This is a genomic window from Streptomyces sp. DSM 106670 (genome assembly GCF_055792845.1).
On record NZ_CM147704.1, the window covers coordinates 7,257,603 to 7,283,001 of the forward strand.

General features: G+C 72.5%; 27 protein-coding genes. 16 read left to right on the plus strand and 11 right to left on the minus strand.

Going from position 1 to position 25,399, the window contains the following annotated elements:
- Window positions 1-7: 7 nt before the first annotated feature.
- On the minus strand, window positions 8-1,489 hold the full coding sequence (gene xylB / locus ACSMXR_RS32080; protein ID WP_473170488.1) for a xylulokinase: 1,482 nt from the start codon (window positions 1,487-1,489) through the stop codon (window positions 8-10).
- 242 nt (window positions 1,490-1,731) lie between these two features.
- On the opposite strand from xylB, the gene xylA reads away from it, so the two are divergent.
- Window positions 1,732-2,898, plus strand: coding sequence for a xylose isomerase (gene xylA, locus ACSMXR_RS32085; RefSeq protein ID WP_381855233.1), 1,167 nt, complete (start codon window positions 1,732-1,734; stop codon window positions 2,896-2,898).
- A 62-nt stretch (window positions 2,899-2,960) separates the two neighbouring features.
- Here xylA and ACSMXR_RS32090 read toward each other — a convergent pair whose 3' ends face one another.
- The 4 genes from ACSMXR_RS32090 to ACSMXR_RS32105 form a co-directional block, all read right to left on the minus strand.
- Window positions 2,961-4,208 carry an ROK family protein gene (locus ACSMXR_RS32090; RefSeq protein ID WP_137228758.1) on the minus strand — a complete coding sequence of 416 codons (1,248 nt, stop codon included), beginning with the start codon at window positions 4,206-4,208 and terminating at the stop codon, window positions 2,961-2,963.
- A 92-nt stretch (window positions 4,209-4,300) separates the two neighbouring features.
- Complete coding sequence (locus ACSMXR_RS32095) at window positions 4,301-4,924, minus strand: DUF305 domain-containing protein (protein WP_137229095.1); 624 nt, start codon at window positions 4,922-4,924, stop codon at window positions 4,301-4,303.
- A gap of 32 nt (window positions 4,925-4,956) precedes the next feature.
- Window positions 4,957-5,607, minus strand: coding sequence for a DUF3105 domain-containing protein (locus ACSMXR_RS32100; RefSeq protein WP_473170489.1), 651 nt, complete (start codon window positions 5,605-5,607; stop codon window positions 4,957-4,959).
- 126 nt (window positions 5,608-5,733) lie between these two features.
- On the minus strand, window positions 5,734-6,165 hold the full coding sequence (locus ACSMXR_RS32105; protein WP_473170490.1) for a hypothetical protein: 432 nt from the start codon (window positions 6,163-6,165) through the stop codon (window positions 5,734-5,736).
- Between the two features lie 73 nt (window positions 6,166-6,238).
- On the opposite strand from ACSMXR_RS32105, the gene ACSMXR_RS32110 reads away from it, so the two are divergent.
- From ACSMXR_RS32110 to ACSMXR_RS32150, 9 genes are all read left to right on the plus strand, one after another.
- Window positions 6,239-7,036, plus strand: coding sequence for an LURP-one-related family protein (locus ACSMXR_RS32110; protein WP_381855240.1), 798 nt, complete (start codon window positions 6,239-6,241; stop codon window positions 7,034-7,036).
- A gap of 127 nt (window positions 7,037-7,163) precedes the next feature.
- On the plus strand, window positions 7,164-8,861 hold the full coding sequence (locus ACSMXR_RS32115; protein ID WP_473170491.1) for an FUSC family protein: 1,698 nt from the start codon (window positions 7,164-7,166) through the stop codon (window positions 8,859-8,861).
- A complete protein-coding gene (locus ACSMXR_RS32120) occupies window positions 8,858-9,364 on the plus strand; it encodes a MarR family winged helix-turn-helix transcriptional regulator (RefSeq protein WP_137228743.1) in 507 nt (168 codons plus the stop codon). The genes ACSMXR_RS32115 and ACSMXR_RS32120 overlap by 4 nt, the downstream gene beginning before the upstream one ends.
- 483 nt (window positions 9,365-9,847) lie before the next feature.
- Window positions 9,848-11,488, plus strand: a complete 1,641-nt coding sequence (locus tag ACSMXR_RS32125) for a sensor histidine kinase (protein ID WP_364886849.1) — start codon at window positions 9,848-9,850, stop codon at window positions 11,486-11,488.
- A complete protein-coding gene (locus ACSMXR_RS32130; RefSeq protein ID WP_007454741.1) occupies window positions 11,485-11,892 on the plus strand; it encodes a roadblock/LC7 domain-containing protein in 408 nt (135 codons plus the stop codon). Before ACSMXR_RS32125 ends, ACSMXR_RS32130 begins: the two co-directional genes overlap by 4 nt.
- Window positions 11,889-12,260 carry a DUF742 domain-containing protein gene (locus ACSMXR_RS32135; protein ID WP_030076210.1) on the plus strand — a complete coding sequence of 124 codons (372 nt, stop codon included), beginning with the start codon at window positions 11,889-11,891 and terminating at the stop codon, window positions 12,258-12,260. Before ACSMXR_RS32130 ends, ACSMXR_RS32135 begins: the two co-directional genes overlap by 4 nt.
- Window positions 12,241-12,855 carry a GTP-binding protein gene (locus ACSMXR_RS32140; protein WP_010058144.1) on the plus strand — a complete coding sequence of 205 codons (615 nt, stop codon included), beginning with the start codon at window positions 12,241-12,243 and terminating at the stop codon, window positions 12,853-12,855. Before ACSMXR_RS32135 ends, ACSMXR_RS32140 begins: the two co-directional genes overlap by 20 nt.
- Window positions 12,856-13,005: 150 nt before the next feature.
- Window positions 13,006-14,571 carry a cytochrome P450 gene (locus ACSMXR_RS32145; RefSeq protein WP_137228737.1) on the plus strand — a complete coding sequence of 522 codons (1,566 nt, stop codon included), beginning with the start codon at window positions 13,006-13,008 and terminating at the stop codon, window positions 14,569-14,571.
- A 131-nt stretch (window positions 14,572-14,702) separates the two neighbouring features.
- Complete coding sequence (locus tag ACSMXR_RS32150; RefSeq protein WP_473170492.1) at window positions 14,703-16,049, plus strand: 6-phospho-beta-glucosidase; 1,347 nt, start codon at window positions 14,703-14,705, stop codon at window positions 16,047-16,049.
- A 91-nt stretch (window positions 16,050-16,140) separates the two neighbouring features.
- Here the strand turns inward: ACSMXR_RS32150 and ACSMXR_RS32155 are convergent, their stop codons facing one another.
- Window positions 16,141-16,578 (minus strand): hypothetical protein, encoded by a 438-nt coding sequence (locus ACSMXR_RS32155; protein ID WP_137228731.1) that lies wholly within the window; start codon window positions 16,576-16,578, stop codon window positions 16,141-16,143.
- The gene (locus ACSMXR_RS32160) at window positions 16,572-17,048 is read right to left on the minus strand and encodes an ATP-binding protein (protein WP_137228728.1); all 477 of its coding nucleotides are present in this window, start codon (window positions 17,046-17,048) and stop codon (window positions 16,572-16,574) included. Before ACSMXR_RS32160 ends, ACSMXR_RS32155 begins: the two co-directional genes overlap by 7 nt.
- A gap of 207 nt (window positions 17,049-17,255) precedes the next feature.
- On the opposite strand from ACSMXR_RS32160, the gene ACSMXR_RS32165 reads away from it, so the two are divergent.
- The 3 genes from ACSMXR_RS32165 to ACSMXR_RS32175 are packed head-to-tail and all read left to right on the plus strand — an operon-like array spanning window position 17,256 to window position 19,220.
- Window positions 17,256-18,116 (plus strand): helix-turn-helix domain-containing protein, encoded by an 861-nt coding sequence (locus ACSMXR_RS32165; RefSeq protein ID WP_103507037.1) that lies wholly within the window; start codon window positions 17,256-17,258, stop codon window positions 18,114-18,116.
- Window positions 18,116-18,352: a DUF397 domain-containing protein gene (locus ACSMXR_RS32170; protein WP_010058136.1), complete on the plus strand. Its 237-nt coding sequence runs from the start codon at window positions 18,116-18,118 to the stop codon at window positions 18,350-18,352. The genes ACSMXR_RS32165 and ACSMXR_RS32170 overlap by 1 nt, the downstream gene beginning before the upstream one ends.
- A gap of 58 nt (window positions 18,353-18,410) precedes the next feature.
- Window positions 18,411-19,220, plus strand: a complete 810-nt coding sequence (locus ACSMXR_RS32175; RefSeq protein ID WP_137228726.1) for an SAM-dependent methyltransferase — start codon at window positions 18,411-18,413, stop codon at window positions 19,218-19,220.
- Window positions 19,221-19,232: 12 nt separating this feature from the next.
- Here ACSMXR_RS32175 and ACSMXR_RS32180 read toward each other — a convergent pair whose 3' ends face one another.
- Window positions 19,233-19,673 (minus strand): cupin domain-containing protein, encoded by a 441-nt coding sequence (locus ACSMXR_RS32180; RefSeq protein ID WP_473170493.1) that lies wholly within the window; start codon window positions 19,671-19,673, stop codon window positions 19,233-19,235.
- Window positions 19,674-19,726: 53 nt separating this feature from the next.
- Between ACSMXR_RS32180 and ACSMXR_RS32185 the strand changes: the two genes are divergently transcribed.
- Genes ACSMXR_RS32185 through ACSMXR_RS32195 form a run of 3 tightly spaced genes read left to right on the plus strand, consistent with a single transcriptional unit; the run spans window position 19,727 to window position 21,802 of the window.
- A complete protein-coding gene (locus ACSMXR_RS32185) occupies window positions 19,727-20,692 on the plus strand; it encodes a GlxA family transcriptional regulator (RefSeq protein ID WP_473170494.1) in 966 nt (321 codons plus the stop codon).
- A 28-nt stretch (window positions 20,693-20,720) separates the two neighbouring features.
- Window positions 20,721-21,155: a YchJ family protein gene (locus ACSMXR_RS32190; protein ID WP_473170495.1), complete on the plus strand. Its 435-nt coding sequence runs from the start codon at window positions 20,721-20,723 to the stop codon at window positions 21,153-21,155.
- Window positions 21,156-21,214: 59 nt separating this feature from the next.
- On the plus strand, window positions 21,215-21,802 hold the full coding sequence (locus tag ACSMXR_RS32195) for a GNAT family N-acetyltransferase (protein ID WP_473170496.1): 588 nt from the start codon (window positions 21,215-21,217) through the stop codon (window positions 21,800-21,802).
- A 41-nt stretch (window positions 21,803-21,843) separates the two neighbouring features.
- Here the strand turns inward: ACSMXR_RS32195 and ACSMXR_RS32200 are convergent, their stop codons facing one another.
- The 3 genes from ACSMXR_RS32200 to ACSMXR_RS32210 all read right to left on the minus strand — a co-directional run bounded on the left by ACSMXR_RS32200 (window position 21,844) and on the right by ACSMXR_RS32210 (window position 25,160).
- Window positions 21,844-23,937, minus strand: a complete 2,094-nt coding sequence (locus ACSMXR_RS32200) for an MDR family MFS transporter (protein ID WP_364886869.1) — start codon at window positions 23,935-23,937, stop codon at window positions 21,844-21,846.
- Between the two features lie 57 nt (window positions 23,938-23,994).
- Entirely contained in the window at window positions 23,995-24,849 is an 855-nt protein-coding gene (locus ACSMXR_RS32205; RefSeq protein ID WP_473170497.1) for an ATP-grasp domain-containing protein, read from the minus strand.
- Window positions 24,850-24,983: 134 nt separating this feature from the next.
- Complete coding sequence (locus ACSMXR_RS32210) at window positions 24,984-25,160, minus strand: hypothetical protein (RefSeq protein WP_170994368.1); 177 nt, start codon at window positions 25,158-25,160, stop codon at window positions 24,984-24,986.
- Between the last annotated feature and the right edge of the window lie 239 nt (window positions 25,161-25,399).

The following is a 25,399-nucleotide window of genomic DNA, read 5'->3' on the forward strand; positions in this document are numbered from 1 at the left end:
CTTTCGTTCAGCCGCCCAGCAGCGGTTGCGAGGCCCGCTCCAGGACCGAGGTGACCCGCTGCCAGGTCTCCACGTCCCGTTCCACCGGCTCCAGTCGACGGTCCGTGCCGGACTTCTGCCAGGCCGTCGCCAACGCCACCGGATCGCCGCCGCCCGCCGCCGACGCGGCGAGCGCCGCCGCGCCGAGGGCCACCAGCTCCCCGCTGCCCGGGATGACGAGCGGGCGGCCCGAGAGCCGGCGCACCGTCTCCACCCACATCCGCCCCTGCGCCCCGCCGCCGATCAGCCGCAGCGGGCGGCCGGCGACCTCGGGCGCGTCCGGGTCGAGGCCGCAGGCCGCCAGGAGTTCGTCCATGGCCCGCAGCACGGTGACGGCCGCGCCCTCGTAGGCGGCGCCCAGCAGCTGCTGCCGGGTCGTGTCGTGGCGCAGCCCGGTCAGCAGCCCGGAGGCGGTCGGCAGGTCGGGGGTCCGCTCGCCGTCGAGGTACGGGAGGAGCACCGCCTCGCCGCCGGGTACCGCGTCCTCGCGGTCCAGGCCGAGCAGGGCGGCCACCTTGTCCACGGCGAGCGTGCAGTTGAGGGTGCAGGCCAGCGGCAGGTACGTACCGTCGGCGGCGGCGAAGCCGTTCAGCGCGGTGGACGTGGGCCGGGTGCGGGAGGCGGCGAACACCGTGCCGGAGGTGCCGAGGCTGAGCGCCGGGTGGTCCAGCAGACCCTCGCCGCCCAGCCCGAGGCCCACGGCGGCGCTCATGTTGTCGCCGGTGCCGGCCGCCACCGCGATGCCCGCGGGCAGCCCGAGCGCGCTCGCCGCCGCCTCGGTGAGCGAGCCGATCCGGGCCGCCCCGGTGGGCGCGACCTCCGGGAGCAGGGCCGCGTCGAGGCCGAGGAGGTCCAGCAGCTCGGGGTCGTACGCGCCGGTGGCGGTGGAGTACCAGCCGCTGCCCGACGCGTCCCCCGGATCGGTGGCGGCGACGCCCGCGAGACGCTCGGTCAGGAAGTCGTGGGGCAGCCGGACCGCCGCCGCGTTCGCGGCGCTCGCCGGGTCGTTCTCGCGCAGCCACTGCCACTTGGTGGCGGTGATGGACGCCACCGGCACGGACCCGGTCCGCTCGGTCCAGGCCCCGGGCCCGCCGAGCGCCTCGGTGAGGGCGGCGGCCTGCGGCGCGGAGCGGGTGTCGTTCCACAGCAGCGCGGAGCGCAGCGGCCGGCCGTCCGCGTCCAGCACGACGAGCCCGTGCTGCTGCCCGGCGACCGCGATACCGGTGACCGCGCGGGCCGGAAGCCCCGACTCCTTCAGCCCGGCGGCCACCGCCTCGCACAGCGCCCGCCACCAGATCTCCGGATCGCTCGTCCGGGCCCCGGCCTCGCCGGTGACCACGTGCGGGGCGCGCCCCACGGCGAGCTGCTCGCCGGTCACGGCGTCGATGAAGGCGGCCTTGGTGGACTGGGTCGAGCTGTCCACGCCGATGACGACGGCGGGTGACGGCATGCGGGCCTCTTTCGCGCTGCGGGTACGTGCGGGTGCCGGTGCACGGGAGCTGATCATTCGGCTGCGGCACGAACAAATTACGGGATGCGCGGCGCTCTGCACAGGGGGTCGGGAGCGGTCCGTACGGCAGAGGGCTTCCGCGCCGGGGCGCGGTGTGCTTGATTAGTCATGACACTGAACAAATAGGGGTGCCGGGCCTGTCGCCGGGCGTCCCGACGGCAGGCGAAGGCGGTCGGACGACGATGACGGAACGCTTCACCCCCACCCCCGAGGACAAGTTCAGCTTCGGTCTGTGGACCGTGGGCTGGCAGGGCCGGGACCCCTTCGGCGACGCGACCCGTGCGGCCATCGACCCCGTCGAGTCGGTCCAGCGGCTCGCGGAGCTGGGCGCCTGGGGCGTCACCTTCCACGACGACGACCTGATCCCCTTCGGCGCACCGGAGACGGAGCGCGAGGCGATCGTCAAGCGCTTCCGGCAGGCGGTCGACAGCAGCGGACTCGTCGTGCCCATGGTGACGACGAACCTCTTCACGCACCCGGTCTTCAAGGACGGCGGGTTCACCGCCAACGACCGTGACGTACGCCGGTACGCGCTCCGCAAGACCCTGCGCAACATCGACCTCGCCGTCGAACTGGGCGCGACCACCTTCGTGGCGTGGGGCGGCCGCGAGGGCGCCGAGTCCGGCGGGGCGAAGGACGTCCGCCTCGCGCTGCACCGGATGAAGGAGGCCTTCGACCTGCTGGGCGAGTACGTCACCGAGCAGGGTTACGACCTCCGCTTCGCCATCGAGCCCAAGCCGAACGAGCCGCGCGGCGACATCCTGCTGCCCACCATCGGCCACGCCCTCGCCTTCATCGAGCGCCTGGAGCGCCCCGAACTGGTCGGCGTCAACCCGGAGACCGGGCACGAGCAGATGGCCGGGCTCAACTTCCCGCACGGCATCGCCCAGGCGATGTGGGCGGACAAGCTCTTCCACATCGACCTCAACGGCCAGTCCGGCATCAAGTACGACCAGGACCTGCGCTTCGGCGCGGGCGACCTGCGCCAGGCGTTCTGGCTCGTCGACCTGCTGGAGAGCGGCTACGAAGGCCCCCGCCACTTCGACTTCAAGCCCCCGCGCACCGAGGACTACGAGGGCGTCTGGGCCTCGGCCGCGGGCTGCATGCGCAACTACCTCATCCTCAAGGAGCGGGCCGCCGCCTTCCGCGCCGACCCCGAGGTGAGGGCGGCCCTGCGCGCCTCCCGCCTGGACGAACTGGCACGCCCCACCGCGGGCGAGGGCCTGGCGAACCTCCTCGCCGACCGCAGCGCGTACGAGGACTTCGACGTGGACGCCGCAGCCGCACGCGGCATGGCCTTCGAGGCGCTGGACCAGCTCGCGATGGACCACCTGCTCGACGTGCGCTGACGTACGGGCGCCGATACGCCGGGGCCGTGGGCCGGGGCACAGGCCCCGCCCACGGCCCCGGCTCACCCGCCGGACGGTTCCGCGTACGCCACCGGATCGTCCAGCACGTCCTGCACCACGAGCGCCGCCGCGCCCCGCGCCGCGTCGCCCGCCACCGACGACGCGCGGAGCCGGCCGCTGCCCGGGGACCAGAGCCCCGACACCACGCGGCCGGTCAGCTCCTCGTCGGCGGGCGGCGCCAGCCACGGCATCAGGCCCCGGTAGATCCCGCCGAGCACCACCGCGTCCGGGTCGATCAGATTGACCGCCCCCGACAGCACCCGGCCCAGCATCCGGCCCGCCTCGGCGACCGCCGCCACCGCACGCGGGTCACCGGCCTCCGCGCGCCGCTCCAGCTCCAGCACCCCGGAGGCGCCGCCGAGACCGTCGACGCCGGCCGCCCGCAGCAGCGCCGCCTGTCCGGCGTACTGCTCCAGGCACCCGCGCGAACCGCACCGGCACTCCGGCCCCGCCGGGTCCACCACCACATGGCCGATCTCCCCGGCGAAACCGTGCGCCCCGCGCAGCAGTTCGCCGTTGAGGACCAGCGCCCCGCCGACCCCGATCTCGCCGGTCAGATAGAGGAAGCTGCGTACGTCGTCGAGCCCGCCGAACCACAGCTCGGCCAGCGCCGCGAGATTGGCCTCGTTCTCCGAGGCGACCGGCAGCACCGGGCGGCCCGGGCGCAGGGCGGCGAGGGCGTCGGCGAACAGTTTCTGCGCCGGGACCTCGTTCCAGCCGAGGTTGGGCGCCTGCCGCACCGAGCCGGCGGAGACCAGACCGGGCAGCGCCAGCGCCGCGCCCACCGGACGCAACTCCTGCTCGTACGCCGATTCCAGGGTCCGCGCGGCGATCCGGGCCGCCCGCTCCAGGGCCTCCTCGGCGGACGCGCCCCGGTTGTCGAGGTGCTCGGTCTGCCGGACCCGGCCGGTGCCGGCCAGATCCACCACGCACACCGACACGTAATCGATGTTGATCTCCACGCCCAGCCCGGCCGGGCCGGTGCGGGCCACCTTGAGCGCGGTGCCGGGGCGGCCCGCGTGCCCGCTGAACGTCTTGCCCGACTCGGTGAGGAACCCGCTGTCCATCAGCTGCTCGACGAGCGAGGACACCGCGGCCCGGGTCAGCCCGACCCGGGCGGCCACTCCGGCCCGGGTCGCCTCGCCGCGCTCGCCCTCGTCCCGCACGGCGCGCAGTACCAGGCTGAGATTGTGCCGTCGCACGGTGTCCTTGTCGGCCTTGGGCCCCAGCGGAGTGAGGATGCTCTTCATATCGTCGCCGAGCCTATGTGATGGCGGGCTCCCGGCGGGGGTACGGGAAGGGGGCGGCCCCGGCCGCCCGGCCGGAACCGCCCCCTCCTGGCTCAGGGCTTGGCGCCCCGGGCCTTCAGCATGTCCGCCATCAGGCCGATCTCCGACTGCTGGCCGCGGACCATGCCCGCCGCCAGGTCGCGGATGGCGTCCGTCTTCGCCGCACCGGCGGCCGCCCGCGCCATGTCCGCGCCCGCGCGGTGGTGCACGGTCATCAGCCGCAGGAACAGCACCTCGGCCGCCCTGCCCTCGGCGGCCCCCAGCTCCTCCAGCTCCGCGTCGGTGGCCATGCCCGGCATCAGCGAACCGTCGTCGGTCGGCGTGACGGTGTGCCCCATCCACTCCATCGGCGGCCCGGCCGCGCTCTTCGGCAGGCCCCACATCTCCAGCCAGCCCAGCATCATGCCGCGCTGGTTGGCCTGGGTGTTGATGATGTCGTACGCGAGCCGCCGCACGTCCTCGTCGTCGGTGCGGTCCCGCACGATGAACGACATCTCGACCGCCTGCTGGTGGTGGATCGCCATGTCCCGGGCGAAGCCCGCGTCCACGGAGTCCTCCGCCGGAGCGGACCGCGCCGCCGAGGACGCCCCGGACGGGGAGGCCGCGGAGGGACGCTGGATCATCAGCGCCACCAGGCCCAGCGCCAGGAGCAGGACACCGGCTCCCGCGAGGACCATCCGGCGGGTGGAGGCGGAAGGCGTCGAAACGGTCACTTGTCCAGCCCGCCGGTGCAGGCGGCCCCCGGCTCGGGGGTCTGCGGGCCCTGCACGTACTTGGTGAAGAACTGCGCGACCCGGTCGTCCGAGGCGCTCTTGACCGTGACCTGCTTGCCCCACGCGCTGAGCATCAGCGGGTCCTTCTGGTCCTTGACCGGGCTCATCAGGGAGTACGGGGTCGACTTGACCTTCTCGGTGAGCGCCTCGACGTCGGCGTCCGAGGCCTTGTCGTTGTACGTGACCCAGACCGCGCCGTGCTCCAGCGAGTGCACGGCGTTCTCCTTCGGTATCTCGTCGGTGTAGACGTCCGCGTTGCAGTTCATCCAGACCTGGTTGTGGTCGCCGCCGACGGGCGGGTTCATCGGGTAGTCGACCTTGTTCGCCACGTGCTCCTGCGTCAGCTTGTCCCAGCTGCGCTCGCCGGTGACGGGCGAGGTCTTGGCCTGCTCCTCCTTCTTGTCCTTCTCGTTCGCCTGCGCCATCAGGTAGCCGCCTCCGGCGACCAGGGCGCCGACCACGGCCACCGACGCGCTGATGGTGATGATGCGGACCCGGCGCTCGCGGGCGCGCTCCTTGCGGCGCGCCTCCTCCAGCTTGGCGCGACGTGCTGAGGCCGGGTTGTTCTGGTTCTTGGCGGAAGCCATGGGAAGTCCTCGTCGTTCAACCGATGCATACGGGGCGATGCATGAGGGGGAAAGGGATGCGGTGCATACGGAAAGCCACTCCCGGTGAACCGGCGCCAGGGCGCGGCGGGAGAGCGGATCCGGCCTCTAGATCCGTTGGATCTGCAGGCGCAGTTGATCGACGGAACGCACACCGTCGTGCGCGGGACCCCGGATGGCCGCCGCACCGGTGAGCGGTGAGGCGGGCACCTGGGCCACGGGGGAGGGAACGGCCACGGGGGCGGACGACGCCGGAAGCACGACGGCCGCCGTGTGCGTCGAGCCGCCGTGGCACGAGGTCCCGAGTCCGCGGTCCGCCGCGGTGGCCATGACGACCGGTTCGAAGGCCGCGTCGGGTGTCGGGGTGAACGCCCGGACGGCGCCCGCGCCGGCCGGGCCCGCCGCGACCGGCACGGCGGCGGACGAGGTGGTGACCGAGCAGCAGAAGACCATGGCGAGCAGGAAGAACACCCAGCCCAGGGCGAGAGGCGCACGGGAGCGGTACCGCTGCCGGTCGGTCCGCGTGCTCACCCTGGTCATCGCCCGTCATCGTAGTGGGTGTATGAAGATTCAAAGAATATGGGTCCCGCTGTCCGCGGGATAGTGTGCCCGAGTGACCACGCAATCGAACATAGCCGCGGGCTGGTTCCCTGATCCCCATGGCGCCCCGCAGCTGCTGCGCTACTGGGACGGGACCCGGTGGACCGAGCACACGCACCCGGCCGACGGACAGCAGGCTGCCGCCGCCGCCCCCGCCCAGCAGACGCCGAACGCCGGAGGATTCCCGGCCCAGCAGCAGGCCGTGTCCGCCGGCTCGCTCTTCGACCAGCCGGTCCTGGTGGTGAACCAGAAGGCCAAGCTGATCGAGGTGACGAACGAGTACCGCGTGTTCGACCAGCACGGGGCGACCGTCGGCTCGGTCGTCCAGGTCGGCCAGAGCGCGCTGCGCAAGGTGCTCCGGTTCGTCTCCAGCATCGACCAGTACCTGACGCACCGCCTGGAGATCCGCGACGCGCACGGCCGGCCGCAGCTGCTGCTGACCCGCCCCGCGAAGTTCATCAAGTCGCGCGTCATCGTCCAGCGCCCCGACGGGCAGCCGGTCGGCGAGATCGTCCAGCAGAACGCCATCGGCAAGATCAATTTCGCGATGACGGCCGGCGGTGCGCAGGTCGGCGCGATCAAGGCGGAGAACTGGCGCGCCTGGAACTTCGCCATCGTCGACCACAACGGCACCGAGATCGCCCGGATCACCAAGACCTGGGAAGGCCTCGCGAAGACCATGTTCACGACGGCCGACAACTATGTGCTCCAGATCCACCAGCGGCTGCCCGAGCCGCTGCTCAGCCTCGTCGTCGCCACGGCGCTGACGGTGGACACCGCCCTCAAGCAGGACGCCCGGGGTCTGGGCTGACCGACGGCCTTCTCCGTCACCCCCCAGGACGCCGCCGCCCCGAACCGGGCGGCGGCGTCCTGCTGCGTACCGGGGAGGGGCAGGGCGGTAAATCGTTTACGGGTGTAACACCTGTTAACGTGTAGGGGTGAGTGATACATCCGTACGGCCTCGGCGGCCCTCCGTCCGAAGCCTTCCGCTGACCTCGGCCCTCCGGCTCTCGCGGCCCTCGGACACCTGGTTCAAGCCCGCCCTCAGCGTGGTCGTCGCCTCCGCCGTACCCCATCTGACGCTCCTGGCCCTCGGCCGGCTCGACCTCGTGATGTACACGATGGCCGGTTCGCTCTGTGCGCTCTACGGCCACGGCCTGCCGTACGCCCGACGGGTCGGGTCCGTCGCGGGCGTGGTGCTCGGCATGACGGCCGGGCTCGGGCTCGCCCTGCTCACCGCCTCCCTCACCGGATCGACCGCCGTACTCATCGCCGTCGGGGCGCTGCTCGCCGCCGCCCAGAAGGTGCTGTGCGACGCCACCCGGATCGGACCGCCCGGCCATGTGATCTTCACCTTCGTCAGCTCCGCCGCCCTCTTCGCCCCGCAGCACCCGGCGCAGATCCCCGGCCATCTCGCGCTGACCCTCGGCGCCGGCGCGGTCGCCTGGCTGGTCGCCGTCGCACCCGCCCTGGTCCGCCGGGAGGGCCCCGAACGCCGGGCCGTCGCCCGCGCCCTGGAGGCCGCGGCCGCGTGCGCCGCCGACCCCGGCCCCCGTACCCGCAACGCCGCGGCCGCCGCCGTGCACGCCGCCTGGCAGTGCCTGCTCGCCTCCGGCCGCCCCACCCCCGTACGCCGGTCGCTGGAACGCCTGGTGGTGCACGCCGAAGCCGCCTTCGCGGCCCCGCACCCCGGAGGCGGAGCGGCGGATCCGGACCGGCTGCGCGGCTGGGCCGCCCTGACCCGGGCCCGGGGTCCGGTGCCCGCGCCGCCACCGGCCCCCGGCACCGCCGACGAGCTGTACGGGATCGACGCCGAACGCGCCGCCCTGCGGACCCCCGACGGCCGCCGCGCCACCCGCCGCACCCTGCTGCGCCGCCTCGGCCCCGGATCGCCGCTGCTGCCCGTCGCCGTCCGCACCCTCGCCGGCTGCGCGCTCGCCGGGTACCTCTGCGCCGCGCTCGGCGTCGGCCGCCCCTACTGGGCGATCGTCACCGCCGCCTCCCTCTACCAGGCCAACATCACCCTCTCCTGGAACCGGGCCCTCCAGCGCACCCTCGGCAACCTCCTGGGCGTACTCGTCTTCGCCGCCGTCCTGCCGGTGTCCCGCATCAGCCCGCTCGCCCTCGTCTGCTGCTGCCTCTTCTTCAGCTTCGCCGCCGAGGCCCTCATCACCCGCAACTACTGGCTCGGCTCCGTCGCGGTGACCCCGATGGCCCTGCTGGTCCTGGAGTTCGGCGGCGCCCACCCGGCCGGCGAGCTGATCGGCGACCGGGTCCTGGACACCGTCCTCGGCGCGGTCGCCGGCTTCCTGGCCGCGACGCTCGTCACCAACCGGCGGGCGGCCGGGCGGGTGGAGCGGGCCCTCGACGCCACCCGCCGGGCCCGCGCCGACGCGGAGCGGACCGGCGCCGACCCCGCGGCCGCCCCCGCCGAACGGGACCGGGCGCGCCGGACGCTCACCGCGAGCCTCGTCGAACTGCGCGAGGCGGGTGACACCGCGGCGGGCGAATGGTGGCAGCGCGCCCTGCCCGAGCAGCGTCTTCTCGCGGCCGAGCAGGCCGGACACCGTACGCTCGCCGCGACAGCACAACGGCGGGGACCCACGGTCCGCGCCCCTTCGATCGGAGCGGAGTGACCGACGACATCGTTGCCTCGGTGGTCCGGCAGTGGCAGGCCGTCAACCCGGAGCTCGACACCGGACCGATGGAGATCATCGGCCGGATCAACCGCTGCGCCGCCCTCCTCCAGCAGGCGGAGGACGCCCCGCTGCGCTCCGCCGGACTGACCCGCGCCGAATTCGACCTCCTCGGCGCCGTACGCCGGACGGACCGGGAGCTGACCCCCGGCGAGCTGGCCCGCGAGACCTTCTCCTCCGGGGCCGCCGTCACCAAGCGGCTGCGCACCCTCCAGGACCGCGCCCTGGTCGACCGCCGCGGCGACGACCGCGACCGACGGGTCGCCCATGTCCGCCTCACCGACGAGGGCCGCGCCCTGGTCGACCGGCTGCTGCCCGAGCAGCTCGCCTACGAACGCGCGGTGCTCGCCGGTCTCGACGAGGGGAGCCGCGACGAACTCAGCTCCCGCCTGGGCGAGTTGCTCGTACAGCTGGAGGGCCGGCTCGGCGGCGCCCGGCGCTGAGGAGGGTCGGACCGGGCTCGGCGCAACACCTGCGTGCCGGGCCTCCGTATACGCGTCAGCACGGCGTATTTTCCCATCACCCGCCCGTCGGCGAGGAATCTGCTCCTTTCGATCCGGTTCGATCACCTGTGCCTTTGGCTTGTTTCCTGGGGTGTGAGCCGTTGATGACGCGTCACTTCGCCAGCGAATGCACCAATTTAGCCATTCGTTCCCCTTCCTTTTCGGTGTGAGTCGCCCTGGTCGGCGGCGACTTTCGGCCTCGATCACTCACCGCGCACGCTCCAGAGCGCAGAGTAGAAAAACTGGCGAGTGTATTCCTCTCGGCGGGCTTCCGCAGGGGGTTGGGTGAATATGCCGAAGCACTGTTCTGATCTGGCTAAGCTCACGCGCAGTGAAGTCGAGTTGAGATGAATTCGAGCACTTGTTCCCGAGTCTCCGCTCACGTGCGCATACATCCCGGAATCAACCGCCAGAGGGTTTTAGATGGTCCGTGTTGAATCACCGCCGACCGACAGAGAAATTCCCGTCGTTCGCGTAGTCCTGCTGCCCGTGGTCCTGCTCCTCGGCGCAACCGCCGCCGGATCGGTCCTGGTCGCACCGGCCGCGCGGATACCAGTCGCCGTGTGCGGCGCGATCGCCACGCTCGTGGTCGCCGTACTCACCGTGGCGCTGCACCGCCGCCGACGCGCCCTGCGCGTCCAGCGCGCCGAGTACGAGCAGCGCATCGCCTACCTGGAACACCGCATCCAATCGCACGACGCCGAGACGGTCCGGCTCACCAAGGACGTCATGCCTGCCGCCATCCGGCGGCTGCGGGTGGGCAATTCGCCCGAAGAAGTGATGCGCGACATCGTCGACGCGGACGTGGCCAACCGCCATCTGCCCAAGGCGCTGCGCGAGCAGATCTACCAGGTCCTCGAAGTCATCGACAACGAGGAGGCGCGGCGTGACTCCGCTCAGCGCGCCTTCGTCAGCGTCGCCCGCCGCGTCCAGGCGATCGTGCACCGCCAGGCCAGTGAACTGCGGGAGATGGAGAACCACTACGGGCGCAACCCCGAGGTCTTCGACGACCTCCTGCGCATCGACCACGGCACCGCGCTGATCGGCCGCCTCGCCGACTCCATCGCCGTGCTCGGCGGCGCGCGTCCCAGCCGCCAGTGGCCCAAGCCCGTACCGCTGTTCAGCGTGTTGCGCGGCGCCATGTCCCGCATCCTGGAGTACCAGCGCGTCGATCTGCACTCGATCGCCAAGGTCGCCATCGTCGGCACCTCGGTCGAGCCGCTCATCCACGCCTGCGCCGAACTCCTCGACAACGCGACCCGCTACTCCCCGCCCCAGACCCGGGTGCACGTCACCGCGGTCGAGGTGCAGACCGGCATCGCCATCGAGATCGAGGACGGCGGCGTCAGCCTCAGCGAGGAGGCCCGCGCCCGGGCCGAGAACATGCTCGCCCAGGCCCAGGCCGGCATCAACATGAACGACCTCGGCGAGTCCCCGCGCCTCGGCATGGCCGTCGTCGGCCGGCTCTCGCGGATGTACCAGCTCCAGGTGTCGCTGCGTCAGTCGGCGTACGGCGGCGTCCGCGCCGTCCTCATCGTGCCGCGCGACATGATCACCACCGGGCCCGCCCCGGGCATCGCCCACGGCATCGGCGCCACCTCGCGGCCCACCAGCTCGCTGGACATGTCGCAGCTCCAGCACGTGGTGCCGCCGCCCGGCAAGCGCAAGCCCAAGCCCGCCGCCACCGGCCCCGTGCCGTCCGTGGCCGCACCGGTCGCCACCGGAGCCCCCGCGGCCACCTCGCGCCCGGCCGTGCCCCCGGCGGCCATGGAGGACGACGTTCCCGTGGTCACCGAGTGGACCGAGAACGGGCTGCCGCAGCGCCGCAGCCGGGGCCGCGCCCCGCTCGGCTCGCACAACCTCCCGCAGCAGCCCCCGCCGCCCGCCGCCCCCGCCAACGGGTTCCAGCCCGGCCGGGACGAGGACACGGACGGCGGACGCGGCGAGGAGAAGCCCCCCGGCCTGTGGCTGGAGGCCTTCACCAAGGCCGTCAACGGCGTACCGCAGGAACGAAAGCACGGCGAAGACTCCGATGACGCGTGGGACAAGGGAGACCTGAAGTGATCCAGCAGCGGGGAAACATGGACTGGATGCTCAAGGAGCTGGCCGACGACGTTCCGAGCATCCACCAGATCGTGGTGCTCTCCTCGGACGGCCTGCGCATCGCGATGCACGGCGGCGACCCCGACGTCGCCGACCGGCTCGCCGCGGCCTGTGCCGGACTGCAGAGCCTGGCCGCCGCGGTGGCCACCGAGATCCCGTACAGCGACGGCCTCATGAAGCTCGTCGTCATCGAGGTGACGGGCGGGTTCTTCTACCTGATGGCGGCCGGCGCCGGCGCCTATCTCGCGGTCCTGGCCGGCGAGACCGTCGACGCCGGACTCGTCGGCGCCCGGATGCGGGACATGGTCGTGCGGATCGGAGCCCACCTGACCAGTCCGCCCCGCCACGGCGGGCAGTCCGGATGAGTGGACCTCGACGAGAACGCCGCAAGGCCGACCCGGAATTTCTCGATCCGGAACGGCTGTACGTGATCACCGGCGATCTCGACGACAGCGAACGGGCCGCGCTCGACCTGGTCACGATGGTCGTCGCGCAGGCGGAGCCCTCGCCGACCTTCCAGCCCGAGCAGGCGGCCATCCTGCGGCTCTGCCAGGCCCCGTTGTCCGTCGCCGAGATCTCGGCCTATCTCAGCCTGCCGTTCAGCGTGGTCACCTCGCTCCTGAGCGATCTCCTCGCGACCGAACTCATCGAGTCGCGCGCGCCGATCGTCCGCGCCACCCTCCCCGACAGGTCCCTTCTCGAAGCGGTGATGCATGGACTTCAGAAGCTCTGACACGATCACCGGACCACGCACCGAGGACGTCCTTCCCACCACGGCCACCGCCGCGGTGAAGGTCGTGATCGTCGGCGGGTTCGGCGTCGGCAAGACGACCATGGTCGGCTCGGTCAGCGAGATCCGGCCCCTGACGACCGAAGAGACCATGACCCAGGCCGGCGTCGGCGTGGACGACAACGCCGGGGTGGAGACGAAGACCGCCACCACCGTCGCCATGGACTTCGGCCGGATCAGCCTCAGCGAGGAACTGATCCTCTATCTGTTCGGCACCCCCGGCCAGGAGCGCTTCTGGTTCCTGTGGAACGGCCTCTTCGAGGGCGCACTCGGCGCGGTCGTCCTCATCGACACGAGACGGCTCGAAGTCAGCTTCGACGTCATCGGCCGGCTGGAGGAGCGCGGAGTGCCCTTCGTGGTGGCCGTGAACACCTTCCCCGACGCGCCGCACCACCCGGTCGAGGCCCTGCGCAGGGCCCTCGACCTGCCGGACGAGGTCCCGATGATCGACTGCGACGCCCGGCTGCGGGCCTCCAGCCGCGATGTGCTGATGACCCTGATGCGCTATCTGCACAGCCTGGCCGTCCCGCTCGCCTGACGCCCCCGCACCCCGGGGCCCGGCGACGGGACCGCCCCGGGGGCGCGCGCCAACCCCCGGCGTACGCCCCCGGCCCGGTCCGCGCCCGAACGCCCCGTCGCACCCGCCCGCTTGTGCACCAGCCCTGGAATCCTGATCCCTGGAGCCCCTGTGACAACCCCCTTCCACCACGAACCCGGCGCCGTGCCGCCGCCCCAGTGCCCGGCCCACAACCTCGACATCGGCCCCGGCGGACTGCGCCGGCTCTACGGCCCCGAGGCGGAGAACAACCCGGCCGGGCTCTACGACAAACTCCGCGCCGAACACGGCACCGTCGCCCCGGTCCTGCTCCACGGCGACGTCCCCGCCTGGCTGGTGCTCGGCCACAGCGAGAACCTCCACCTGACCCGTACGCCCTCCCAGTTCTCCCGGGACTCGCGGCGCTGGCGGGCCCTCCAGGACGGCAGCGTCGCCCCGGACCACCCGCTGGCCCCGATCTTCACCTGGCAGCCGGTCTGTGTGTTCGCCGACGGCGCCAAGCACGAGCGGCAGCGCGGCGCGGTCACCGACAGCATGGAGCGCATCGACACCCGCGGCGTGCGCCGTCACATCAACCGCTTCAGTAACCGCCTCGTCAACGACTTCTGCGAGAAGGGCACCGCCGACCTGGTCGGCCAGTTCGCGGAGCATCTGCCGATGATGGTGATGTGCGCGATCTTCGGCATGCCCGAGGAGTACGACGAGCGCCTCGTCCAGGCGGCCCGGGACATGACCCGCGGCACCGAGACCGCCGTCGCCAGCAACGCCCACATCGTGGGCGTGCTGACGCGCCTGGTCGAGCGGCGTCGCGCCGACCCCGCGCCGGACTTCGCCAGCTGGCTCGTCGAGCACCCCGCCACGATGACCGACATCGAGGTCGTCGAACATCTGCGGCTCATCCTCATCGCCGCCTACGAGTCCACCGCCAACCTCATCGCCAACGTGCTGCGCATGGTCCTGATCGACCCGCGCTTCCGCGCCCGGCTCAGCGGCGGGCACATGACCGTGCCCGAGGCGGTGGAGCAGACGCTGTGGGACGAGCCGCCGTTCACCGCCGTGTTCGGCCGCTGGGCGGTCGGCGACACCGAGCTGGGCGGCCAGCAGATCAAGGCGGGCGACGCCCTGCTCGTCGGGATCGCCCCGGCCAACACCGACCCCACCGTCCGCCCGGACCTGAGCGCCGACATGGGCGGCAACCGCGCCCACCTCGCCTTCAGCGGCGGCCCCCACGAGTGCCCGGGCCAGGACATCGGCCGCGCCATCGCCGACGTCGGCGTCGACGCCCTCCTGATGCGCCTGCCCGACCTGGAGCTCGGCGTCGGCGAGAGCGAACTGCGCTGGGTCGGCAACATCATGTCCCGCCACCTGGTCGAGCTGCCGGTGAAGTTCGCCCCCAGCCCGCAGCAGAAGTTGGACGCCGACCCGCTCGCCGTGATGAGCCGCACCGCCCGCCCGGCCGACGCCTGGGAGATCTCCTCCCCGGCCAGGACCGTCCCCGAGCCCCGGCACGAGGCGGCCGGCGCGCAGCCCGCCCACGCCCCGGGCGCGGCCCCCGGGACCGCCCCGGCCGCACCGCCCGCCGCCGAACCGTCCCCCGCCTCCCGGCCCGCTCCGGTGGCCACGATCCCGCGGCAGCGCCGCCCGGCCGCCCCGGCCCGGCTCTGGCAGGCGGTCGCCCGCTGGTGGAGCGGCTACTGACAGCTCGTCGCCCCGCCCGGACGCGGCGGCCCCGGATCACGCCCACGGGCCCGGGGCCGCCGCGTCCTGCGCGCCGGGGCCGGGCGCGGCCCCCACCGGACGGCCCCGGCCTGCCCGTACCATCGAGCAGCGTGAAGCTGACAATTCTTGGCGGTGGCGGATTCCGGGTGCCTCTCGTGTACGGGGCCCTCCTCGGCGATCACGCCGAGGGCCGCGTCACCCGGGTCACGTTGTACGACACCGACGCCGACCGGCTGACCGCCGTCGCCCGCGTCCTCGCGGAACAGGGGCGGGACAGCGCGGACGCCCCCGCCGTCGTCGCCACCACCGAGCTCGACGAGGCGTTGCGCGGCGCCGACTTCGTCTTCTCCGCCATCCGCGTCGGCGGCCTGGCCGGACGCGCCGCCGACGAACGGGTGGCCCTCGACGAAGGCGTCCTCGGCCAGGAGACCGTCGGCGCCGGAGGCATCGCGTACGGTCTGCGCACCGTCCCCGTGGCCCTCGACCTGGCCCGGCGCATCGCCCGGCTGGCCCCGCACGCCTGGGTCATCAACTTCACCAATCCGGCGGGCCTGGTCACCGAGGCCATGTCCCGGCATCTGGGCGACCGGGTCATCGGCATCTGCGACTCGCCGGTCGGTCTCGGGCGGCGCATCGCCCGTGTCCTGGGCGCCGACCCGGACCGGGCCTGGATCGACTACGCGGGGCTCAACCACCTCGGGTGGGTGCGGGGGCTGTACGTGGACGGGCGCGACGAACTGCCCCGGCTGCTCGCCGACCCGAAGCTGCTCGACTCCTTCGAGGAGGGCCGCCTCTTCGGCGCGGAACTGCTCCGTTCGCTGGGCGCGATCCCCAACGAATACCTGCACTACTACTACTTCAACCGGGAAGCCGTACGCGCCTACCAGGAGGCCGAACAGACCCGGGGCGCCTTCCTCCGGGACCAGCAGGAGGGCTTCTACGCCCGGATGCGGGAGCCCGGCACCCCCGCCCTGGCCACCTGGGACCGCACCCGCGCCGAACGGGAGGCGACGTACATGGCGGAGAACCGCGAGGTCGCCGGGGCGGGGGAGCGGGCGGAGAGCGACCTGGAGTCGGGCGGCTACGAACAGGTCGCGCTCGCCCTGATGCGGGCCGTCGCCCGCAACGAACGCACCTCGCTGATCCTCAACGTCCGCAACCGCACCGCGCTTCCGGTCCTGGACGCGGACGCCGTCGTCGAGCTGCCCTGCCTCGTGGACGCCAACGGGGCGCATCCGGTGGCCGTCTCGCCCCTCCCGTACCACGCGGTCGGTCTCGTCACCGCGGTGAAGGCCGTGGAGCGGTCGGTGCTGGCGGCGGCGGAGAGCGGATCCCGCGCGGCGGCCGTACAGGCGTTCGCGCTGCACCCGCTGGTCGACTCGGTGGCGGTGGCCCGGCGGCTGCTCGACCGGTACACCGAGGTACACCCGGGGCTCGCCTACCTCGACCGGCCCTGAGCACCAGGGGCGCACGACGAAACAGTACGGGCCCGACCTGACCGGGCCCGGCTCGCTCCGCCGTGCGCCCCGCCACCGGGCCGCCGACGGATCAGGGCGCGGACACGACGCTCGGCGCGCCGGCGGCCGCCCAGCTCGGCGCCACCCCGGTCACCTGGCAGACCATCAGGAAGAGCGGAATGGGCGGGGTGTACGGAGTGAGACCGTCCGGTGAGTGGATCAACCGGGGCCGGGCGCCGGGCACATCCGCGTCCCGTGCGTACGTCACCTGCTCGGGCCAGTCGAGATCCAGGTCGGAGCCGGCCGGGACGATCCACCACCAGCGGTCCGCGTCCGCGAAGACGCATCCGGTGCGCGGCAGGTGGGACATGAGGCGGAAGCCGTGCCGGGCGGGCACTCCGACCGCGTCGCAGCCCAGGCTGGCCGACATCGAGGCGGGCAGCGCCAGCCGCACCCGGCCGCCGCGGGTCTGCTCGGGCGTCCGGGCCCGGTGCGCCGCGCGGAGCCGGGACAGCGCGTTCTTCAGCATGGCTGCTCCGTGCCGGACGGCTGCTCGGCGTCGTGCGGCAGCTCCGCCCAGACGATGCGCCCGGAGGCGTACCCCGCGTCGTGCGAACCCCAGGCGCTGCTCATCGCGTCGACGAGGAGCAGACCACGGCCGTGCTCGTCGTCGGAGGACCGGCGCAGCCGCGGGCCGCCGGGCTGGTGCCCCTGGTCCTGCACGGCTATCCGCAGTCGTCTGCCGAGGCGGCTCAGCTCGCACACCACCCGGGTGCTCGCCGTGTGCACGACCGCGTTGGTCACCAGCTCCGAGACGATGAGGACGGCGGCGTCGCAGGCGTCGCGGCCCAGCTTCCAGGCGTCCAGCCTGGCTCGCGTCAGCTCGCGGGCACCGGCCACCGACTCGGGGTGCGCCGGCAGCGCGAAGCAGTAACGGAGGGCCTCCGTCCCGGGGCTGAGGTCCATGAGCCGGGGGATGAGCGCACTGCCAGGTGCCACGACCGATTCCTCACAGTGGGGGCTGCGTCACGCTTCGTTCCCCGGACGGCCGGGGGCGGGCATGACTGAGCGAACTGGTTCGGGAGTCAACTCTCCCCCTGACGATGACACTTGGCAAGGGGCACTCTGAAATTTCCAGAGTGACTGTGTCGTTGGGGGCGCACGCATGGCACACTGCTCGCAAAACAGCGCATGGGGAGGTCTGAAGTGAGCGAACCGCGGTCCGCCCCGACCGTGGGCCAGGTCGTTCTCGGCAAGCGCCTGCAGGATCTGCGTGAGCGTGTCGGCCTGACCCGTGACCAGGCGGCGAAGGTGCTCAGGGTCGCCCCGGCGACGATACGCAGAATGGAGACGGCCGAGGTCGGGCTGAAGATCCCCTACGTCCAGTCGCTGCTGAAGGCGTACGGCGTCGCCGAACAGGAGGCCGACGCCTTCGTCGAGCTGGCGGAGGAGGCGAACAAGCCGGGCTGGTGGCAGCGTTTCCACGACGTCCTGCCCGACTGGTTCAGCATGTACGTCAGCCTGGAGGGCGCGGCGAGCCTGCTGCGTATGTACGAGCCGCACTTCGTGCCCGGACTGCTCCAGACCGAGGACTACGCACGCTCCGTGATGCGCACCGGAGCGGTCGGCCAGACCCGCCCCGAGGACATCGAGCGCCATGTGGCGCTGCGGATGGAACGCCAGTCCCTGCTGGCCAAGGACGACGCCCCCAGACTGTGGGCGATCATGGACGAGACCGTGCTGCGGCGGCCCGTCGGCAGCCCGCAGGTGATGCGCGGGCAGATCGACAAGCTGCTGGAGGCCACGGAGCTTCCCCACGTCACGCTTCAGATCGCGGAGTTCGCCACCGGCCACCACCCGGGAACCTACGGACCGTTCGTCCTCTTCCGGTTCGCCGTCCCCGAACTCCCCGACATGGTCTACAGCGAGTACCTGACCGGTGCCGTCTACTTCGACGCCCGCCCCGAGGTGGCCTCCTACCTCGAAGTCATGGACCGCATGGCGGCTCAGGCCGCAACTGCACAACGCACGAAGGAAATCCTCCGGGACTTCCGCAAGGAGCTGTGATGAACCACATATACAACGGCATGCCCGCCGGTGACCTCGGCTCCGAAGGCTGGTACAAGCCGTGGAGCGGTGGGAACGGCGGCAACTGCATCGAGGCCATGAAGCTCGCCGACGGGCGGGTCGCCGTACGCCAGTCGGCCGACCCGGACGGCCCCGCCCTCATCTACTCCAACGGCGAGATCGCCGCGTTCATCCAGGGCGCCAAGGCAGGCCAGGCGGACTTCCTTCTCACCTGACATCGCACCCCTCCTCCGTACGGATCCTCCGTGCGGACCCTCGACCACGGAGCGCGCCATGACCGGGAACGAACCCCATTCCATCGAGATCGACACCAGCACGCCGCATCCGGCCCGGATGTACGACTGGTTCCTCGGCGGCAAGGACAACTACCCGGTCGACGAACAGATGGCGCGCCAGCTGCTCACCCTCGACGCACGGGGCCGTGACATGGCGCGGGTCAACCGGGCGTTCATGCACCGGGCCACCCGCTGGCTCGCCGAGAGCGGCGTACGCCAGTTCCTGGACATCGGCACCGGCATACCCACCGAGCCGAACCTCCACCAGATCGCCCAGCAGGCCGCCCCCGACGCGCGCGTCGTCTACTGCGACAACGACCCGATCGTGCTGGCCCACGCGGCGGCCCTGCTCCGCTCGACGCCCGAGGGGGCCACCGAGTACATCCAGGCGGACGCCCGCAAACCGGAGACGATCCTGGCCGAGGCCGGCAAGGTGCTGGACTTCGAGCAGCCGATAGCCCTCTCCCTGCTGGCCCTGCTGCACTTCATCGACGACGAGGACGGCGCGGCCGAGCTGGTCGACAAGCTGGTCGGGCAGCTTCCCTCCGGCAGCTATCTGGTGCTCTCGCACACCACCGGCGACTTCAACCCGGAGGGCGCCGCGCAGGCGCGGGCCATGTACAAGGCGCGCGGGATGACGCTGCGGCCCCGCAGTCGTGCCGAACTCACCGCGTTCTTCGACGGCCTCGAACTGGTCGAGCCGGGCGTCACGCTCTCCGCCGAGTGGCATCCGGAGCTCGGCGAGGCCATCGACGTCGCGGGCGACGAACCGATCCCCGGATACGCGGGCGTCGCTCGCAAGCCCTGACCGGATCAGCGCTCAGGTGCCGAGCGCGTGGCCCGTGGTGACGTCCACATGCCCGGGCACCACGTCGTGCGCGTCGCCCACCGTCGACGTACCCGACGGCTCGAAGAGCAGGATCGAGGCACCGCTGCTCGAACGCGGCAGGTGCCAGACGCCGCGCGGGACGACGAAGACCGCGCCCCGTTCCAGGGTCACGGACCGTTCGTCACCGTCCCCGTCGCCGCCCCTGTCCCCGTCGCGCAGAGCGATGTCCAGCGTGCCGTCCAGGACGAGGAAGAACTCGTCCGTGTCCTCGTGCACATGCCAGACGTGCTCGCCGGCCACCTTGGCCACGCGTACGTCGTAGTCGTTGACCCGGGCCACGATGCGCGGGCTCCACAGCGCGTCGAACGAGGCCAGGGCGGCGGTCAGCGACAGGGGTTCGGTAGCGGCCGGCGCCGCGTTCTCGTTGCTCATGGGCACCATCCTGTGCGCTGGACGCCGCTGCCCGTGAGTGCTACGAATCGCACATGGCGAAAGAATCCTCGCACCGGGTGGTGATGATCGTCTCGGCCGGTTCCAACCCGTTCGAGATGGGTGTCGCGACCGAGCTCTTCGGCCTGCGCCGCCCCGAGCTGCCCGTCGACTGGTACGACTTCACCCTCTGCTCGCCGACCCCCACGGTCCGCATGCACTCCGGCTTCTTCCAGCTCTCCGAGGTCCCCGGGCTGACCGCCGTGGACCGCGCGGACACCGTCATCGTGCCCAACCGGCCCGACCCGCTGGAGGAGCCCGACCCGGACGTCCTGGCGGCGATCCGGCGCGCCCATGCCCGCGGCGCACGCCTCGTCAGCTTCTGCACCGGCGCCTTCACCCTCGCCGCCGCCGGGGTGCTGGACGGCCGGCGGGCCACCACGCACTGGCGGTGGGCGGACTCCTTCACCGCCCGGTACCCGCGGGTCGATCTCGACCCGGACGTCCTCTTCGTCGAGGACGGGCAGGTGATCACGGCGGCCGGCAGCGCCGCGGCCCTGGACACCGGCCTGCACCTCATCCGCGCCGACCACGGTGCCGAGAACGCGGCGGCCGTCAGCAGACGGCTCGTCCACCCGGCCCACCGGGACGGCGGCCAGCGCCAGTTCGTCGAGCACCCGGTGCCCGGCACTGCCGACGCCTCGCTCGCACCGCTCCTCGACTGGGCCACCGAGCACCTGGCCGACGGCCTGGACGTGACGGCGCTCGCCGCCCACGCGGCCGTCAGCCCCGCCACCCTCCACCGCCGTTTCCGCGCCCAGCTCGGCACCACCCCGCTGGCCTGGCTCACCGAGCAGCGCGTCACCCTCGCCCGCCGCCTCATGGAGCGCGGCGAGGAACGCCTCGACGTGATCGCCCGCGCCAGCGGACTCGGTACGGCGACGAGCCTGCGGACCCAGCTCCGCCGTCGTACCGGACTGACGCCCACCGAATACCGCCGCCGCTTCGCCCCGGCCCCCTGAGCGCGGACCCACGCGTCACAATGGACCCATGGAACGACGCACCTCCCGGCCCCGGCGCTCCGCCGCCCCGCGCATCACCGCGGCCTCCCCGTGCCCCTGCGGCCTGCCCGCCGCCTATGGGGACTGCTGCGGCCGCTTCCACTCCGGCAGCGCCGCCGCGCCGACCTGCGAGGCCCTGATGCGCTCCCGGTACGCGGCCTTCGTCGTCCAGGACGCGGCGTACCTGCTGCGCACCTGGCACCCCGAGACCCGGCCGCCCGGCGTCGACTTCGACCCGTCGATGCGCTGGGTCCGCCTGGAGATCCTGGAGACCACCGAGGGCAGCGCCTTCCACTCCACCGGAACGGTCACCTTCCGCGCCCACTACACCGACGACGGGCGCCCCGACTCCCTCCACGAGAAGAGCCGGTTCGTCCGCGTCGAAGGAGCCTGGGTCTACACGACGGCCGTCTTCGTCGACTGAGCCGGCCGGCCACGGAAATCCGTTTCCCGGCCGGCCGCGCGCGACCATACGATCCGCGCATGGACGAGGACGAGGCAGCGACGCCGTACGCCGGGCGGGAACGGTTCTGGCGGGGCCGTGAGGTCGTCTTCACCCCGGTCGAGCCGGACGACGCCGAACTGCTCCACCACTGGCGCGCCGACCCGGTGGCCACCCATGAGATCGGCGTCTGGCCCGGCTCCCTGCACGAACTCCGCGAACGCGTCGAGGCCAACGTCGAGAACCGCGACCGCGACGACTTCCTCGTCCTCCTGGACGACAGCACTCCGGTCGGTCACATCGCCCTCATCGAAGAGGACTTCGCCGACGGCACCGCCGAGGCCTACCTCCTCCTCGCCCCCGAACACCGCCGCCGGGGTCTCGGTGCCGACGCGCTCGCCGCCCTCACCGACCTGGCCTTCGGCGAGCTGCCCCTGCACCGGATCGAGGCCGTCACCCACACGAGCAACGCCGCGGCCCTCGCCACCCTGAGCGGCGCCGGCTTCGTGCAGGAGGGCGTACGCCGCTCCTCGTGCCTGCACCGCGGCCGCCGCTACGACAACGCGATCCTCGGCCTGCTCCGCGAGGAGTGGGAGGCGCTGACCCGCCCCCGGTCCTGGGAACACTGAGGAAGGCGCTCCGCCCGTACGGGACCGGGGCCCGGGGATGCTCAGGCCGGAGCCCCCACCCGCGTCGAGCCGCCCGGTCCGGCCGAGGGTGACAGCTCCTGCGCCAGGTCCTCCGCCAGCAGCCGCTTGGCGATCATGTCCACGGTGGCCCGGAGCTGGCGGTCGTCGGGGCGGGCGCCGTCCTCGGCCAGGCGGTCGTTGAGCCAGCGGCCCCAGGCGTCGGAGATCACCGCCGCCTCGCGCCGGCCCGCCGCCGTGTGGGAGAAGATCCGGCCGTCGCCCGTCAGATAGCCCTCCTCGATCATCCGGTCGAAGACCGGCACCAGCACTTCCGGCGGAATGCGGTGCCGGGCGGCGATCAGACCGAGGCCCGCGTGGCCGACCATCCTGGTGAACAGGTCCACCTGCATCACCGCCCAGGCGCCCGCCATGTCGAGCCGGGTGTCGCACTCGGAGGTGATCCGGCGGGCGGTGTCCGGGCCCGCGCCGTGCAGGATCGTGGCCACCGAGTACTCGAGCAGCTTCGCCGAGTCCCCGCTGCCCGGCTGCGCGAAGCCCTCGCCCATGTCCGTCGACCCGAGCCGGGCGGAGTCCCGCAGCTTCACCTCCTTCAGGAACAGCGCGACGACGAAGCCGATCAGCGCGACGGGCACCGTCCACAGGAACACGGTGTGCAGCGTGTCCGCGTAGGCCAGCGCCAGCGGTTCCGACTGGGCGGCGGGCAGCGCGTGCAGAGCCTGCGGGCTCTGCGAGGCATTGGCCAGGACCGCCGGGTCGCCGCCCGCGGCCACCGCCTGCGCGACCCCGTCGGTGAGGTTCGGCTTGAGCGCGTTGGCGTAGATGGTGCCGAACACGGCCGTGCCGAAGGCGCTGCCCAGCGTACGGAAGAACGTCACGCCCGAGGTGGCCGTGCCCAGGTCCTCGTAGTCGACGGTGTTCTGCACGGCGATGGTCAGCACCTGCATGGCCAGGCCGATGCCGAGCCCCAGCACCACCATGTAGAGCGACTCCAGCCAGACACCGGTACCGGGCCCCATCCTGGACAGCAGGAACAGCCCGGCCGCCATCACCAGCGTCCCCACGATCGGGAACACCCGGTAGCGGCCCGTCTTGCTCACCACGTTGCCGCTGAAGATCGAGGCGGCCAGCAGACCGACGACCAGCGGCAGCGTCCGCACCCCCGAGAGCGTCGCCGAGTCCCCGTCCACGTACTGCAGATAGGTCGGCAGGAAGATCATCGAGCCGAGCATCGCGAAGCCCACGATGAAGCTGAGGATCGAGCAGACGGTGAACACCGGGTTCCGGAACAGCCGCATCGGCAGCATCGGTTCCTTCGCCCGCGTCTCCACCCGGCAGAACAGCGCCAGGGCGATCAGCCCGGCGACGAACAGCCCGATGATCATGCCCGAACCCCAGGCGTACTCGTTCCCGCCCCAGCTCGTCGCCAGGATCAGCGCGCTCGCCCCGACGGTGACCAGCGCGATTCCGGCGTAGTCGATGACCGGCCGGCCCGCGGCCTTCACCGACGGGATGTTCCGGGCGGCGGCGATGACCACCACGATGGCGATCGGCACATTGACGTAGAACGCCCAGCGCCAGGTCAGATGGTCGGTGAACAGCCCGCCGAGCAGCGGCCCGATCACGGTCGAGATGCCGAAGACCGCCCCGATCGCGCCCTGGTACTTGCCCCGTTCGCGCAGCGGGATCACATCCGCGATCAGCGCCATCGACGTGACCATGAGGCCGCCCGCGCCGATGCCCTGCATACCGCGCCAGATGATCAGCAGCAGCATGTCCGAGGCGAGGCCGCACAGGAAGGATCCGGTGATGAAGACGATCGCCGAGACCTGGAAGACCAGCTTCCGCCCGAACAGGTCGCCGAACTTGCCGACCAGGACGGTGGCCACCGTCTCGGCCAGCAGATAGGCGGTGACCACCCACGACATGTGCGCGGCACCGCCCAGGTCCGAGACGATCGTCGGCAGGGCCGTGCCCACGATCGTCTGGTCCAGTGCGGCGAGCAGCATGCCGAGCACGATCGTGGCGAAGACGATGTTGCGCCGCCGCCGGTCGAGAACGGGCGGCGGCGCGGCGGCACTCTGCGCGGCGGGGGCTTGCTCGCTGGCAGTGGTCACCTTTGCACCCTCACACCGGCCCCCGGCCCGCGCATGCGGGGGCGGGCCGGACGGGGGTCAGCGGGGCAGCGAGGCCAGTGACCTCTTCAGCCGCGCGACGAAGGCCTCCCGGACCTCCTCGCCGACCCGGTCGAGCGACAGATACGGATTGAGGTCCTCCAGCTCCACGAGCAGCAGCCCGCCCCGGGCCGTACGGCAGGCGTCGACCCGCTGGATCCCGTGCGTGAGGGAGTTCCAGGCGATGAAGCGCCGGGTGAACGCCAGATCCTCCGCGCTCGCCGCGTACGGCTCCAGCACCCAGCGCCGCTCCGGGTCCGGGGCGTACAGCGCGTACTGGAAGTCGTGGTCGACGAAGTAGAAGGACACCTCGTGGCGGAAGTCGATCCGCGGCTGTACGAGGAGGGAGCCCCCGGCCGCCCGCTCCAGCTCGGCCCGGGCCTCCGCCGCCGTGACGAACCGCAGCCCGACCGAGTCCGCCCCCAGCTTCGGCTTGACCACGTACTGGGGGACGTCGGGCAGCTTGGGCAGGTCCGCCGCCCGGTCCACGGTGGGGATGACCGGGAGACCGGCCCGGCTCATCTCGACGAGATACTCCTTGCCCGCCATGTCGCCGCGCCCGCCGAGCGGGTTGTAGACCGGCGTCCCCAGCTCCCGGGCCCGCGCGCAGAACGCGTCGTACGCCTCCCGGTAGTGCAGCACGGGCCCGCTGTTGCGTACGAGGGCGAGGTCGAAGCGGTCCAGCAGCGCGGCCGCGTCCCGCGGATGGCACAGCGCCACGTCGAATGTCTCACGCAGCCGGGAGCCGAGGTGGATGTCCTCGTCGCAGTAGCGGCGGCCGCGCGCCTCGTACGCCAGATCGGTGACGAGCAGGAGGGACGGGCGGCGGGCGCCGGCGGGTGACGCGGCGGTCATTGGTTCTCCCGGGGTGAGGACGCGGACGGACGCTCACTATCGCCGACACCCCGGCCGGGCCACGCGGAGGGGGTGGCTCCCATTGCGCCGGGGCCGTCACCCGCTCCCGGCGCGTCCGCCGCCGTACCCGTACGTCAGACGGCTTCGGTGGATCCGCCCCGCACGGCCGCCACCCACTCGACGAGAAGCCGCTCGTACTCCCGGCGGCCCTCCGGCGACACCACACCGCCGTCGGCGACCAGCGCGCGGATCTCCGCGTTCAGTTCAACCATCGGGCGGGCAGGCATCGGCTCGGTCGAAGTGGAGGTCATGTGAAGAGGCTAGTGGCACGGAGCCGGTCCGGGTGCCGATAAAGCGTGTGGAACCCGCCACGCGCACCGTGCGACCCGGCCCGGCGCCCGCGTCGGCGCGCCGCTCTCCCGCGCCGCGGGCGTCTCCACATCGTCGTCACGCATCGCCATGACCGGGCGCCCCGAACCCTGTTGCCGCACGTCGACGGGGTGTGACGGGCTGTCGGCACTGTCGCGTGCGCTTCCCGACGCGCTCGGTG

Coding starts and splice junctions, on each gene's coding strand:
- ACSMXR_RS32205 (WP_473170497.1), bottom strand. CDS start 24,849: ATGACCGCCGCGTCACCCGCCGGCGCCCGCCGCCCGTCCCTCCTGCTC.
- ACSMXR_RS32125 (WP_364886849.1), top strand. CDS start 9,848: ATGGTCCGTGTTGAATCACCGCCGACCGACAGAGAAATTCCCGTCGTT.
- ACSMXR_RS32185 (WP_473170494.1), top strand. CDS start 19,727: ATGGCGAAAGAATCCTCGCACCGGGTGGTGATGATCGTCTCGGCCGGT.
- ACSMXR_RS32190 (WP_473170495.1), top strand. CDS start 20,721: ATGGAACGACGCACCTCCCGGCCCCGGCGCTCCGCCGCCCCGCGCATC.
- ACSMXR_RS32170 (WP_010058136.1), top strand. CDS start 18,116: ATGAACCACATATACAACGGCATGCCCGCCGGTGACCTCGGCTCCGAA.
- xylB (WP_473170488.1), bottom strand. CDS start 1,489: ATGCCGTCACCCGCCGTCGTCATCGGCGTGGACAGCTCGACCCAGTCC.
- ACSMXR_RS32155 (WP_137228731.1), bottom strand. CDS start 16,578: ATGCTGAAGAACGCGCTGTCCCGGCTCCGCGCGGCGCACCGGGCCCGG.
- ACSMXR_RS32135 (WP_030076210.1), top strand. CDS start 11,889: ATGAGTGGACCTCGACGAGAACGCCGCAAGGCCGACCCGGAATTTCTC.
- ACSMXR_RS32095 (WP_137229095.1), bottom strand. CDS start 4,924: ATGGTCCTCGCGGGAGCCGGTGTCCTGCTCCTGGCGCTGGGCCTGGTG.
- ACSMXR_RS32100 (WP_473170489.1), bottom strand. CDS start 5,607: ATGGCTTCCGCCAAGAACCAGAACAACCCGGCCTCAGCACGTCGCGCC.
- ACSMXR_RS32105 (WP_473170490.1), bottom strand. CDS start 6,165: ATGACCAGGGTGAGCACGCGGACCGACCGGCAGCGGTACCGCTCCCGT.
- xylA (WP_381855233.1), top strand. CDS start 1,732: ATGACGGAACGCTTCACCCCCACCCCCGAGGACAAGTTCAGCTTCGGT.
- ACSMXR_RS32140 (WP_010058144.1), top strand. CDS start 12,241: ATGGACTTCAGAAGCTCTGACACGATCACCGGACCACGCACCGAGGAC.
- ACSMXR_RS32180 (WP_473170493.1), bottom strand. CDS start 19,673: ATGAGCAACGAGAACGCGGCGCCGGCCGCTACCGAACCCCTGTCGCTG.
- ACSMXR_RS32210 (WP_170994368.1), bottom strand. CDS start 25,160: ATGACCTCCACTTCGACCGAGCCGATGCCTGCCCGCCCGATGGTTGAA.
- ACSMXR_RS32175 (WP_137228726.1), top strand. CDS start 18,411: ATGACCGGGAACGAACCCCATTCCATCGAGATCGACACCAGCACGCCG.
- ACSMXR_RS32090 (WP_137228758.1), bottom strand. CDS start 4,208: ATGAAGAGCATCCTCACTCCGCTGGGGCCCAAGGCCGACAAGGACACC.
- ACSMXR_RS32195 (WP_473170496.1), top strand. CDS start 21,215: ATGGACGAGGACGAGGCAGCGACGCCGTACGCCGGGCGGGAACGGTTC.